13 protein-coding genes are annotated in these 12920 nt (G+C 67.7%); 6 read left to right on the top strand and 7 right to left on the bottom strand.

Annotated elements, in window-relative coordinates; genetic code table 11:
- The first annotated feature begins 142 nt into the window (after nt 1-142).
- On the top strand, nt 143-1381 hold the full coding sequence (locus IV113_RS03955; protein WP_291081007.1) for a DUF2157 domain-containing protein: 1239 nt from the start codon (nt 143-145) through the stop codon (nt 1379-1381).
- A gap of 119 nt (nt 1382-1500) precedes the next feature.
- On the opposite strand, the gene IV113_RS03950 is transcribed toward IV113_RS03955, so the two are convergent.
- On the bottom strand, nt 1501-2121 hold the full coding sequence (locus tag IV113_RS03950; protein ID WP_291081005.1) for a DUF924 family protein: 621 nt from the start codon (nt 2119-2121) through the stop codon (nt 1501-1503).
- Between the two features lie 124 nt (nt 2122-2245).
- Between IV113_RS03950 and IV113_RS03945 the strand changes: the two genes are divergently transcribed.
- Nucleotides 2246-2698, top strand: coding sequence for a hypothetical protein (locus tag IV113_RS03945; protein WP_291081003.1), 453 nt, complete (start codon nt 2246-2248; stop codon nt 2696-2698).
- A gap of 6 nt (nt 2699-2704) precedes the next feature.
- Here IV113_RS03945 and IV113_RS03940 read toward each other — a convergent pair whose 3' ends face one another.
- Genes IV113_RS03940 through IV113_RS03920 form a run of 5 tightly spaced genes read right to left on the bottom strand, consistent with a single transcriptional unit; the run spans nt 2705 to nt 6462 of the window.
- Nucleotides 2705-3499 (bottom strand): LytTR family DNA-binding domain-containing protein, encoded by a 795-nt coding sequence (locus tag IV113_RS03940; protein WP_291081001.1) that lies wholly within the window; start codon nt 3497-3499, stop codon nt 2705-2707.
- A complete protein-coding gene (locus tag IV113_RS03935; RefSeq protein ID WP_291081185.1) occupies nt 3496-4503 on the bottom strand; it encodes a histidine kinase in 1008 nt (335 codons plus the stop codon). Before IV113_RS03935 ends, IV113_RS03940 begins: the two co-directional genes overlap by 4 nt.
- Before the next feature lie 53 nt (nt 4504-4556).
- A complete protein-coding gene (locus IV113_RS03930; protein ID WP_291081183.1) occupies nt 4557-4853 on the bottom strand; it encodes a 2TM domain-containing protein in 297 nt (98 codons plus the stop codon).
- Nucleotides 4854-4885: 32 nt separating this feature from the next.
- Nucleotides 4886-5932: a dienelactone hydrolase gene (locus IV113_RS03925; protein WP_291080999.1), complete on the bottom strand. Its 1047-nt coding sequence runs from the start codon at nt 5930-5932 to the stop codon at nt 4886-4888.
- A 26-nt stretch (nt 5933-5958) separates the two neighbouring features.
- Nucleotides 5959-6462 carry a DUF2306 domain-containing protein gene (locus tag IV113_RS03920; RefSeq protein WP_363318576.1) on the bottom strand — a complete coding sequence of 168 codons (504 nt, stop codon included), beginning with the start codon at nt 6460-6462 and terminating at the stop codon, nt 5959-5961.
- Nucleotides 6463-6668: 206 nt separating this feature from the next.
- On the opposite strand from IV113_RS03920, the gene IV113_RS03915 reads away from it, so the two are divergent.
- From IV113_RS03915 to IV113_RS03900, 4 genes are all read left to right on the top strand, one after another.
- A complete protein-coding gene (locus IV113_RS03915) occupies nt 6669-8099 on the top strand; it encodes an efflux RND transporter periplasmic adaptor subunit (RefSeq protein WP_291080997.1) in 1431 nt (476 codons plus the stop codon).
- 2 nt (nt 8100-8101) lie between these two features.
- Entirely contained in the window at nt 8102-8827 is a 726-nt protein-coding gene (locus IV113_RS03910; protein ID WP_363318575.1) for an ABC transporter ATP-binding protein, read from the top strand.
- A complete protein-coding gene (locus IV113_RS03905) occupies nt 8824-10056 on the top strand; it encodes an ABC transporter permease (RefSeq protein WP_291080995.1) in 1233 nt (410 codons plus the stop codon). Before IV113_RS03910 ends, IV113_RS03905 begins: the two co-directional genes overlap by 4 nt.
- A 92-nt stretch (nt 10057-10148) precedes the next feature.
- On the top strand, nt 10149-10979 hold the full coding sequence (locus IV113_RS03900; protein WP_291080993.1) for an undecaprenyl-diphosphate phosphatase: 831 nt from the start codon (nt 10149-10151) through the stop codon (nt 10977-10979).
- 39 nt (nt 10980-11018) lie between these two features.
- On the opposite strand, the gene IV113_RS03895 is transcribed toward IV113_RS03900, so the two are convergent.
- Nucleotides 11019-12860 carry a PAS domain S-box protein gene (locus IV113_RS03895; RefSeq protein WP_291080992.1) on the bottom strand — a complete coding sequence of 614 codons (1842 nt, stop codon included), beginning with the start codon at nt 12858-12860 and terminating at the stop codon, nt 11019-11021.
- Nucleotides 12861-12920 lie beyond the last annotated feature (60 nt).

Here is a 12920-nt window from a genome sequence, read left to right as displayed (position 1 = left end):
GGCATTCTAGGGGCGCGTTGCGTTTCTCCTCGGTGCAAGCGGTCTCTGGCGCGGGCTGAATGGTCGCACCGCACAGCTCGCCCACGCGGCTTTCCGTTATCGTTGCAGCGGAGTCGAGGAAACCCCCCGGGGCACACAACACATGCACAACGAAAACCCTGAAACCATCCCCACAGACGAGCCCTCCACCTGGGAGATCACCCAAGCCGAAGACGTGTTTTTGCCATCGGTGCGCGTGCGCCTGGGCTGGGCCGACATTGAAGCTGCGGTGGAGCGCGGCGCCATCGTGCCGAGCGAAGCCCATGCACTCTGGGCCTCGTGGGCGTCACCGGGGAGCGACCAGCGCTTGACGGCGGCCGAGCTGGCGCCGCCGGCCGCGCAGCCCTTGCCGTCGGGTGTGCCCATGGCGCCCATGCCGCGCGTGGCGCCGGGGCCGAGCTTCTCGTTCACCAACACGCTGTATTACTTCGGCGGCATGCTGGCCATCGGCGCCATGACGCTGTTCATGACGCTGGGCTGGGAGCTGTTTGGTGCCTGGGGCGTGTTTGCGCTGGCCACTGCGTACATGACGGGCGCGCTGCTGGTGGCGCGCAACCTCATGGTGCAGCGCCTGCGCACACCCGCCGGTGTGCTGGCCACGCTGGCGGTGTGCCTGGTGCCGCTGGCGGTGTGGGCGCTGCAGAGCGGGCTGGGTTTCTGGCCCGAAGGCACGCATGACAGTTACCGCGACTACCACCGCTTCATCGACTGGCGCTGGCTCACGCTGGAGCTGGCCACGCTGGCGGCCGCTGTGGTCATGCTGCGGCGCTTCCGCTTGCCGTTCATGGTGATGCCGGTGGCGGTGACCATCTGGTACCTCAGCATGGACGTGGCGCACATGCTCATGCAAAAGCAAGGCTTCGACTGGGAGTTCACGCGCGACGTGTCGCTGGTGTTCGGCCTGGCCACCTGCGCCATGGCGGTGTGGGTCGATCTGCGCACGCTCGCTTCCACGCACCCCCTGAACCGGCAAGACTTCGCGTTCTGGCTTTACCTCTTCGGCGCCATCATGTTCTGGGCGGGCTTGAGCCTGCGAGACAGCGATTCGGAGGTGAACAAGTTCATCTACGCGCTCATCAACGTGGGCCTGGTGTTCCTGGGCGCGGCCATCGGCCGGCGCGTGTTCACCGTGCTCGGTGCCATTGGTGTGGCGAGCTATCTGGGCTATCTGTCGTACCGCGTGTTTGAAGACAGCCTGCTGTTCCCGTTTGCGCTCACGCTGCTGGGCTTGGGCGTGGTGGCGCTGGGCATCTGGTGGCAGCGGCGCGAGGCACAGATCCACGCGCGGCTGGCCGGCTGGCTGCCAGCGGCGTTGAAGCCACTAGCGTCCGTTTCCAGTTGAGACTGAGCCCACTCCCCGTTCGCCCTGAGTGCTCTTCCCGTTCGCCCTGAGCTTGTCGAAGGGTTCACCACCATGTGGGCGTGGGCTTCGACAGGCTCAGCCCGAACGGAGTGGAGTTCCTACTGGCCGAAGCGCGGACCGTCTTTCAGGAACTCGTCTTCCTCCGGCGTGCAGGTGCGCCCCAGCACCGCGTTGCGGTAGGGGAAACGCCCATATTTCGCCACGATGTCGCGGTGCACCACGGCAAAGCGCAGGTTGCTGGAGAGCTTCTCGCGCAGGGGCTCCGGGCTGGCGTCCACCAGCCGCTGGAATCGCGCCACGCATTCCTCTTGCAGTTCCAGGTTTTCGGCGTGCATGAGCGGCATGTAGAGAAACACGCAGCCCGCCGGCGTGAGCGTGGCGTCCATGCCCTCGGCGAGCGAGAGGCGGCTCAGGCGCTGCGCGCGGGCATCACCGTCAAAGGCGCGGCGCTGGCCGCGGTGCACGTTGCGCGAGAGCTGGTCGAGCAGCACGATGAGCGCGAGCCGCGCGCGGGGCTCGGCTTCCCAGTCGGTGAGGCCGCCGTCCAGCGCGGTGTCCACCCGTTCGCCAAAGCGCTGGCGGATGGCGTCGTCTTGCGCCGGGCCGCCGCCAAACCAGCGTTCGTTGCGGTCTTCGGAGGGCCAGTCGAGCTGCAAGCCGTCGCCGAACCAGAAATCGAGCACTTCGAGGACGTCTGCGGGAGTGGAATGTGGGTTCATGGGGTTACGTCTGGCAACGACTTTGACGGGGCATGCGGTACAGCGAAGCGGGTGATTGTCTGTAATGCAGGCACAGGGTAACCAAAACCCTGACATCAGCCCCACGCGAATTCAGGAGCCCGCCATGAAAACCTTGTCTCTCAAAGCCCACTGGGCCCGCACCTCGGCGTTGGCCCGGGGCCTCACACTGGCCGCCCTGGCCGCCAGCGCCTGGGCCATGTCCACCGTCGCCACGCCAGCGCAGGCGCGCGACAACATCTCCTGGTCAATCGGCGTGCACTCGCCGGGCGTGGCCGTGGGTGTGTCCAACTACCCGCCTGTGTACGGCAGCCGTTATCCGGTTTACGAAGAGCGTTACCCGGTCTACGAAGAACGCCGCCCGATCTACCACCGCCCCATCGCGGTTTATCCGCATCCGGTGATGGTGTATCCGCAACCCATCTACGTGCAACCGCGCCCGTATTACCGCTCCAACTGGGGCCACAGCCCGCGTTGGGATGACCGCCGCCATGGCCACGGCCACCGTGGTCATGGTCATCGCGGCCACGACCGTCGCGGTGACCGCGATCACCGCTGAGCGGCCTCACATCGCGCGAAACCGGTCCGCGTAAAGCCGACTCACTCCAAAAGCCTCCGGCCGGGCGCGCAGTCGCAGGCCCAGGCGCCCAGCTTCATTGCGGGTGACGCTCTCGATGGCGTCGGCCCGCACCACGGTGCCCCGGTGGATCTGCCAGAAGAGGGCTGGGTCCAGCTGGGGCATCAGTTCTTTCAGCGGCGTGCGGATGAGCACCTCACCTTGCGCCAGCAACACGCGCACATATTTGTCTGCCGCCTCGAACGCGAGCACCTCGGTGAGCTGCACCATGCGGATGGTTTGCCCCACGCTGGCCGGGATCACCTGCAGGCGTGCCACGGGCGCCTGGGCGCCGGGCAAGGTCATGAGACTGCGCAGTTGCTCCAGCGTGGCGTCCAGCGGGCCAGTGGCGGGCCGCCGCTGCGCCAGCAAGGCTTGCACGCGCTGCACGGTGAGCCGCAGGCGTTCGGGCTGCACGGGTTTGAGCAGGTAGTCCACCGCCTGGGCTTCGAAGGCCTGCACGGCGTAGGCGTCATAGGCGGTGACGAACACCAGTGCGGGAAACGCCTGGTCGTCGGGCCATTCTTCGGCCAGCTCGGCGGCGGCGTCCAGCCCGCTTTGCCCGGGCATGCGGATGTCGAGAAACATCACGTCGGGCCGCAGGGCCAGCGCCTGCGCCACGGCGGTCTCACCGTCGCCCACCACCTTCACCACAGCCAGCGCGGGCCAGGCCTGCGCCAGCTCGGCTTGCAGGGCCTGGGCCAGCAGTGGTTCGTCTTCAGCGATCAGGGCGGTGGCGTTCATGCGGTTTGCAAAGGCAGGGTGAGCAGGGCGCGCGTGCCGCCATCGGGCTGGCTGTGCCAGTCCATGCGGGCCTGGCCAACGGGGTAGGCGGTGGCCAGGCGTTCACGCACCTGTGCGATGCCGAAGCCCGGCGTGGGCGATGGCGCGCAGCCGACGCCGGTGTCGCTCACCTCCAGCTCCAGCCCGGCGGCGCCCAGGCGCGCCACCACGCGAATTTCACCGCCCTGCAGACTGGGCTCCAGCCCGTGGCGTATGCAGTTCTCCACCAGCGGTTGCAGCAGCAGCGGTGGCACCGGCTGCGCGCTCAGCGCTTCGGGCAGCTCCAGCGTGTAGCGCAGGCGCGGGCCCATGCGCACGGCCATCAGCTCGAGGTAGTCGCGCAGGCGGGCGAATTCGTCGGCCAGGGTGTGGCGGCCCGACACTGCGTCGGTGCGCGAGGCGGTGAGGGTGGCGCGCAGGTAGTCGTTGAGCCGGTCGAGCATGGCGGTGGCGCGCGCGGGGTCGGTGCCGATCAGCGCGCGCAGGTTGGCCAGGGTGTTGAACAGCATGTGCGGCTCGAGCTGCGATTCGAGCAGCTTCAGGCGCGCTTCGTTGGCCTGATGACGCGCCTCGGCCATCTTGCGCTGGAGGTAGGCGCCCTTGTTGACGGCGTAGAAGTAGAACGAGCCCACGACCCCGGCCAGCGCGGTGATCAGGATGGAGCTGCGCAGCTCGCTCGTGGTCTGGCCCGTGCCGGGTGGGTACCACTGGAAGTACCGACACACCGCGTCGGCAAGGGTGGTGCCCACGAGGTAGCCGATGACGATGCCGGCCAGCACCAGCGCCAGGCCCGCATAGCCCTTGGGCCAGCCGGTTTCGGCGGCCGAGGGAAACAGATCGCGCCCGAGGTCGATCACGGCCCAGGTGAGGGTGGCGATCAGCAGTGAGTACACCAGGGGCGGCCCGTAGGGGCGTTCGGGCATGAAGGCGTACTGCAGCGTCGCGACCATCAAGGCGAAGGCCATCACTTGCAGGAAGTGCCGCAGCTTGGCAAGCCAGTTGATGGCGGGCGCGGTTCTCAAGGCCTGCCTTGTTGGCGCTGGAGGCGCTCGCGTTCCTGCTGCACCAGGTGCTCGCGCAGGCCGCCACCCGCGCCGATGAGAAAGACGGACAGCCCGTGCAGCGTCAGACCCAGGCCCCAGCCCAGCAGCGGAAACACGGACCAGGGGCGGGTGCCAAAGCCGTTGGCCGACAGGCCCAGCAGCACCAGGTTGACCAGCACGTAGACCGCGGCGTGCGTGTACCAGCCGAGTTTGGCGCCGGCGCGCCGGCGCGCGAGTTTGTCGATTTCTTGCGAAGACAAGGGGGTGTTCATGGTGGTCGATTTCATTCTAGGTGAGAGGGTGTTCATGGGGCGGTGCTCAGGTGGGTGCGGAAAAAGGCGGCTATTCTGCGGTCGACCTCGGGCAGCACGGCGCGGTCGAAGCCCGGCGGGTCGGCCAGCAGGTCGGCCTCCAGGGCGCCCATCACCTCCGGCGGGACCGGCGGCGACAGCAGCGCGCCATGGCCGGCGTCTGGCAGGTGGGCGATGCGCTCGCACGGTGTGCAGGCCTGCGCGATGCGGTCGCTGTGAAAGCGCGGGGTCAGCCACCGGTCGCGCCCGACCGTCACCAGACCCAGCGGGACGCGCGGCGTGGCGAGCGAAGCCGGGTCGAAGTCGGCCGACGCGGGCACACCGGCCACCACCGCCGCCACACGCGGATCGTGGTGGGTGTGCCAGGTCGCGTCGTCGAAGCGCTGGCCGATCACGTTCACCGCTGCCGCCTTCTTCACGCCGTCGAGCACGCCGCCGGTGAGCCGCGTGAACAGGCCCACGCAGGCCGGGAAGTCCTCGGCGATGTGGGCCTCGCAGTGGGCCTTGAAGCGGGCTGGCGACCAGCGACCGCCCGCGAGGCTGAGCGCCGTGTGGCCGCCGGCCGACATGCCGTACATGCCGACCTTGTCCAGCGCGAGCAGGGGGGCGAAGCGCGGGTCGCGCGCGACGGTATCGATGGCGCGCGACACCTCGGCCGGCCGCAGCTTCCAGCTGTCGGGGCCGGGGTTGCGGGTGTTCTTGTAGTTGTCCCCCTGGTGTTCGGGCATGGCCACCACGAAGCCGGCCTGGACCAGCGTGCGAGCCAGATCGGCATGGACCCAGGGCGCACCGCCCGAGCCGTGCGAGATGACGACCAGGCGGCCGTTGCCACGGGCGGGCACACTGCCGGGCGCGAGCCGCAGGCGAAACGGTCCACGCGAGACGGGCACGTCGTCGGCATCGGTGGGGTAGTACACGGTCACGGGGCCATCACTGCCCTGGCCCGGGAGTTCGGTCAGACCGGTGCCCGCGTGGGCGGTGGCGCTCAGCAACGATGCCAGCAGGCCGGCGAGCAGGGGCGTTGTCTTGCGGGGGTTCATGGTGGCGGTCTCCGGGTCAAGCAGGTTCAGCGAGGCTGGCGTTGCAGGGCGAGGTGTTCGGTCGCCGGTGGCACGGTGGGCTGTGAGGCGTGGTGGGTGGGGATCACGCCCAGCCACTGGTTCCAGACCAACTGGCCGAGGAAGCGCTCGGGCATCAGGGCAAATGCACCGGCGCCGATGCAGCCGCCGATGTAGAGCAAGACCATGGTCAGGCGGTGGCCGCGGATGTTGCCGCGCAGCAGGAAGCGGAACGCGAGGAACAGCATGCCCAGCACCACGGGAATCAACAGGTGGATGGCGGAGAAGCCGGCGATGTTGGGCATCACGGGGTCGCTGATGAAGATGGCCGAGATCGCCGTCACCAGCATGAGGGTGACCCAGGCGTAGCCGGCGGCGCGGTGCAGGCGCGGGCGTTGGCTGCCCGCGACTTGGTGGGCGTGGCCGCGGCGTGCCCAGAGCGCGACCGGGCCGATCACCACCGCGGCGAGGGCGGCGGCCATGTGTATGGCGATGAGGGGGGTGAGTTGCATGGTGCTCTCCGGTGGGTGGGGTGGATCGGACTCTGCCGATGGCCAACCCCCAGGCACAGCGGCTTGAGACGGATCAGGGCCTGGGTGGTGCGAAATGCGGGTTTCGGGGAGCGAAACGCAGCGCTCGTCGCCGTCTTTACCCAAGGGAAACCCGGGCGATACCCGCTGGTGGTGAAGAAATCAGCCCTCGTTCCTACAATGGGGCGATGAAAAAGACGACGTGGATTTCGGGTGCGGTGGTGCTGGCCCTGGTGGCCGGTGGCGCCTGGTGGTGGAACCAGCGCAACGCGCAGTCGGCGGTGCAGTACCGCAGCGCCACGATCGAGCGTGGGCCGCTGCAGGCCAGCGTCTCGGCCAGCGGCACGGTCAACCCGGTCACGCAGGTGTCGGTCGGTACCCAGGTCTCGGGCCAGGTGCGTGCCGTCTATGTGGACTTCAACACCGAGGTCAAGGCCGGCCAGCTCATCGCCGAGATCGACCCACAGACCTTTGAGTACCGCTTGCGCTCCTCGCAGGCCGACGTGGACGCCGCTCGTGCAGCGGTGCAGATCGCGGTGGCCAATTCGGCGTCGAGCCGGGCCAATGTGTCGCGCGCGCAGTCCGATCTGGCTGAAGCGCAGCGCACCCACGAGCGCAACGTGAGCCTGGTCGCGCAGGGCTTCATTGCCCAGAGCGAGGCCGACCGCACGCGCGCCGTGCTCACCTCGGCCCAGGAATCGCTCAAGGCGGTGCAGGCGCTGGTGGGCGTGAGCGAGGCGCAGATCAAGGGCGCGCAGGCCAACGTGGCGCAGCGCGAAGCGGCGCAGGCGCAGGCGCGCATCGACCTTTCGCGCACACGCATCACCTCGCCGGTGGACGGCATCGTGATCAAGCGCACCGTGGAAAAGGGACAGACCGTGGCCGCCAGCCTGCAGGCGCCCGAACTCTTCGTGATCGCGCAGAACCTCTCCGACATGCAGGTGGACGCCAGCATCGACGAGGCCGACGTGGGCCGCATCCAGCCGGGCCTGAAAGCCAGCTTCACGGTGGACGCTTTCCCGGGTCAGACGTTTGAAGGCCAGGTGCGACAGGTGCGCAAGGCCGCCACCAACGTGTCCAACGTGGTGACCTATGTGGCGGTGGTGGGCTTTGCCAACACGTCCGGGCGCCTGCTGCCGGGCATGACGGCCAACGTGCGCGTGGTCACGGAGTCGCGCGAGTCTGTGCTGAAGGTGCCGAACGCGGCGCTGCGCGTGCGCATTGAGGGCGTGGAGCCCGCAGCGGTGCCCGCAGGCCCGGCCGATGCGCCCGCCAGCGCGGGTGCGCCGCAGGCGGCCAACGGCACGGCGAATGGCGCCGCGAACGGTGCTGCCAATCGTGCGCCACGTGTGGCCGGGCAGGGCCGTCCAGGGGGTTCGGGTCGTGGTGCACCGCAGCGCGGACGCATCTACCTGCTTGACCCCCAGGGCCAGCCCAAGGCCTTTGATGTGCGCCTGGGTGTGAGCGACGGCACCGCCACCGAGCTGCTGGTGCGACCCGATTCGCCGAACGCGGCAGAACTGGCTGAAGGCGCCACCGTGGTGACCGGAGTGACGGGCGGCGCTGCTGCCTCGGCCACCACCCCGGCCCGGCAGGCCGGCCCGCGCATGGCGTTCTGACCATGACGACTCAAACCCTCATCGAAGCGCACGACCTGGTCAAGACCTACACCATGGGCGATCAGACAGTGCATGCGCTGGATGGTGTGTCGCTCAGCGTCGAGGTGGGTGAGTTCGTGGCCATCATGGGCGCGTCGGGCTCGGGCAAGTCGACCTTGATGAACATCCTGGGCTGCCTGGACCGCCCCACCAGCGGTCACTACAGCCTGGCAGGTGAGCCGGTCGAATCGCTTGCCCCCGACGATCTCGCCAGCGTGCGCAACCGGCGCATCGGCTTCGTGTTTCAGCAATTCAATCTGCTGCCGCGCACCAGCGCCCGCGAAAACGTGGAGCTGCCCATGGTGTATGCCGGCGTGCCGTCGGCCGAACGCCAGAAGCGCGCGCTGACCGCGCTGCAGCGCGTGGGCCTGGGTGAGCGCAGCGGGCACACGCCGGCCGAGCTCTCGGGCGGGCAGCAGCAGCGCGTGGCGATTGCGCGTGCGCTGGTCAACCAGCCGCAGCTGATCCTGGCCGATGAGCCCACCGGCGCGCTGGACACCCACACCAGCGAAGACATCATGCGGCTGCTCACCGAGCTCAACGAGCAGGGCATCACGGTGGTGCTGGTCACGCACGAGGCCGACATCGCGGCCTGGGCCAAGCGCCGGCTGGTGTTTCGCGACGGCCTGATGGTTGAAGACGTGTGGCAGACCCCCGTGCGCCATTTGGCCCCGGAGGTCGCACCATGAATTTCATGGCCGCCCTGCGCAGCGCCTGGCGCGCCCTGGCATCGAACGCCCTGCGCTCCATGCTCACCATGCTGGGCATCATCATCGGTGTCGCCGCGGTGATCACCATGATCGCGATAGGCGCGGGCGCCACCGAACGCGTGCAGGAACAGATGAAGGGCCTGGGCTCCAACATCATGCTGGTGATCCCCGGCGGCGTCACCTCCGGTGGCGTGCGCCTGGGTGCGCAGACCTTGCAGGGCTTGACGGAAGACGACGCATTGGCCATTGCGCTGGAGGTACCCGAAGTGCAGGTGGCCGCGCCCACGTCGCGCACCAGCGCGCAACTGGTGGCCGGCAACACCAACTGGGCGAGCACGGTGTTTGGCACCAACAACGACTACCTGGTGGCGCGCGATTGGCCGCTGGCCAGCGGGCGGCAGTTTGAGGCGTCCGAAATCCAGGGCTCGGCCAAGGTGGCCATCATCGGGCAGACGGTGGCGCGCGAACTCTTCGGCGACCTCGATCCGGTGGACCAGACCATGCGCATCAAGAACGTGCCGGTGACGGTGGTGGGCCTGCTCGCGCGCAAGGGACAGAACTCGATGGGCCAGGACCAGGACGACACCGTGATCGTGCCCATCTCCACCTACCGCAACCGCATCCAGGGCGGTGGTGGTGGCCGCCTCAAGCGTGTGGGCTCGATCAACGTGAAGGTGATCGAAGGCCAGAGCATGAAGGTGGCCGAGGAGAGCATCAAGGAGCTGCTGCGCCAGCGCAAGCGCGTGCAGCCAGGAGCCGACGACCCTTTCACTGTGCGCAACCTCACCGAGATCCTGCAGGCGCAGGAAGAATCGAGCCGCATCATGACGCTGCTGCTCTCGGCCGTGGCCGGCGTGAGCTTGATCGTGGGCGGCATCGGCATCATGAACATCATGCTGGTGAGCGTGACCGAGCGCACCCGCGAGATCGGCCTGCGCATGGCGGTGGGCGCGCGTGGGCGCGACATCCTCACGCAGTTCCTGATCGAAGCCGTCACGCTGAGCCTGATTGGTGGGGCCGTCGGCGTGCTGCTGGGGGCCATCGCCACCTGGGCTACTGCTCAGTTCGCGGGCTGGCAGGTGAGCATGACGCTCGACTCGATCGTGCTGGCGGCGGGCTTTTCGGCACTGGTGGGCGTGTTCTTCGGGTTCTACCCGGCCAAGCGGGCCTCGGAACTGCTGCCGATCGAGGCCCTGCGCCACGAGTGAGCGCGCCCGGCGCATGCTCGGCCAGCAGGTACGATACCGGCCTGCTCGTCGGGCCCTCGGTGGGCCCGCGCACCACCTGAGAACCCTTTGCCATGGATTTTGTGTTGTTGATCAAGGCCGCCATCATGGGCGTGGTGGAAGGCCTCACCGAGTTCATCCCGGTGTCCTCCACCGGCCACCTCATCCTGGCAGCCTCGCTGCTGAACATGCCGGGCGAGAAGATCAAGCTCTTTGAAGTGGTGATCCAGACCGGCGCGATGATGGCCATCGTCTCGCTTTACGCCGGCAAGTTGTGGGAGACGCTGGTGGGCTTGCCGCGTGAGCAAGCGGCGCAGCGTTTCACGCTCAACGTGCTGGTGGGCTTCTTCCCCGCCGCCTTGCTCGGTTTCCTGTTCATCGGCGTCATCAAGAGCGTGCTGTTCAATCCGCTGGTGGTGGCCATGGGCTTCATCGTGGGCGGGGTGGTGATCCTGTGGGCCGAGCGCCGCCAGGCGCGGGGGGTGGCGCCACGCATCGAGTCGGTGGACGACGTGCGCTGGACCGATGCGCTCAAGGTCGGCCTGGTGCAGTGCGCGGCACTGGTACCCGGCGTGAGCCGCTCGGGCGCCACCATCATCGGCGGCATGCTGCTGGGCTTCAGCCGCAAGGCCGCCACCGAGTTCAGCTTCTTCCTGGCCATTCCCGTGCTCTTTGGCGCTGCCGCCTACGACCTCTACAAGAGCCGGGACCTGCTGAGCACGGCCGACATCCCGCTGTTCGCGGTCGGGCTGTTCTTCTCGTGGCTCTCGGCCTGGGTGTGTGTGCGCTGGTTGCTGCGCTTCGTGGCCAGCCACACCTTTGCGCCGTTCGCCTGGTACCGCATCGCCTTCGGTGTGCTGATCCTGCTGACCGCGGCCATGGGCTGGGTCGACTGGGTGGCCTGAGGCGCGTTGACCACGCGGCCAGCGGTGCGGGCTTGTTGACTACACGGCCAAAGGCGCGTAGAGGCTGAAACAGAAGGTGGCGCCTTTGCCGGGTTCACCGGTGGCGGCCATGCTGCCACCGTGGCGCTGCACGATGCGCAGCGACGTGGCCAGCCCGATGCCCAGGCCCGCGAATTCGTGCGGCATGTGCAGGCGCTGGAACGGCTGGAACAGCTTGCTCGCCCGCGCCATGTCGAAACCCGCGCCGTTGTCGCTCACGCAAAAACGCGTCTGACCTTTTTCCATGTGCGCGTAGACCCGGATGTGGGCCTGGGGCGTCTGCGCGGTGTACTTCCAGGCGTTGTGCAGCAGGTTCTGCAGGAGTGCCTCCACCAGAGGCGGGTCGGCCATGGCGTTGAGACCGGGTGCCACCTCCCAGCGTACCTGGCGTTGCGGATCGGTGCTCGCAAATTCCTCCAGCAAGCGGGTGGCGATGGTGCTCAGGTTGACCGGCTTGCGCTGCAGGTCGCCGCGCGAGAACTGCGAGAGCGTGAGCAGGCCGTCGATGAGCTCGCCCATCTTCTTGCTCGCGCCCATGATCCTTTCCAGGTGGGACAGGCTCTCACCGGTCCATGCCGGGTTGTCCTCGCGCAGCGCCTGCGCGAAGCCGTTGATGATGCGCAGCGGTGAGCGCAGGTCATGGGCCACCGCGTAGGAGTAGCTCTCCAGTTCGTCGTAGGCCGCTTTCAGCGCGCGCGTGCGCTCTTCGATGCGTTGCTCCAGCGAGGCGTTGAGCTGCTGGATCTGCATGTCGTGGTGCTTGCGCTCGGTGATGTCCTGGGTGACGCCCAGGGCGCGCACCGCGCGGCCTTGCGCATCGCGATCGAACTCGGCCCGCACCGAGAACCACCGGTGTTCCCCGCGGATGATCAGGCGGTACTCGATGTCGTAGTCCGCCAGGCCTTTGACCGCCAGTGCCCATTGCTTCAGGACCATGGCGCGGTCGTCGGGGTGCGTGAGGGCCAGCAGTTCGTCGTCCACAAACTCGGCAAACGGCAGATCGAGCACCTCGTGCGATCCAGACAAGGTGCTGAACCGGCGGGTGGCCACGTCGGCCTGCCAGCTGGCCACACCCGCGATCTGATTCGCCTGGCGCAGCAGTTGTTCGCTGGTGCGCAAGGCCAGTTCGGTGGCCTTGGATGCCGTGATGTCCTGCACCACGGCAATCAGGTAGTCGGGTTGCCCATCGGACTTGCGCACCAGCGACAGCGTGAGGTGCACCCAGACCGCGTGGCCCAGCTTGTGGATGTAGCGCTTCTCGATGTTGTAGCTGGAGAGCTCGCCTTCGAGCGTTCGCGCCAGCAGTTCCTGGTCGAGCTGCAGGTCGTCGGGGTGGGTGAAGTCCCGGTAGCTCAGCAACTGGAGCTCCGCCTTGGTGTAGCCGATGAGGTCGCAGTAGGTCTGGTTGACACGCATCCAGCGCCCGTCAATGTGGCTGTGCGCCATGCCGGTGGAGCTGTGTTCGAAGGTGTCTTCCAGCTGTTTGGCCCCGAGTTGAATCTCGGTGGTGGCCTGCCGCAGGCGCTGGTTTTGCTGCTGCATGAAAGCGATGGCACCCACCACGACCAGCTGTGTGATCAGGTGCCACAGGTTGAGCCAGAAGGCCTCCACCGGGTCGTCGAACGCGAAGCTGAAATAGGGTTTGACCAGCAGGTAGTTGATGATCAGCATGCCCACGAAGGTGCTGAACATGCCCACCCGAAAGCCGCCGTACAGGGCGGACAACGCAGCCGCCAGGCCCAGGGTGATGAAGCGACCGCCCGATTCGGCCGGGGCCAGCGCCACGCGGATCCAGGCCGCAAAGGCGGTGATCAGCAGGGCCACCACCAGGCGTGTGGCCATGCTGTGTTGTTCAGGTTGCCAGTTGACGCACCGCCACCAGATCCGCCGCAGCAGCGAGTT

The organism is Hydrogenophaga sp. (assembly GCF_018780385.1).
Classification (GTDB): Bacteria; Pseudomonadota; Gammaproteobacteria; order Burkholderiales; family Burkholderiaceae_C; genus Hydrogenophaga.
Note: the sequence above shows the minus strand (reverse complement) of the source record. Positions and strands in the feature narration are given on the sequence as shown.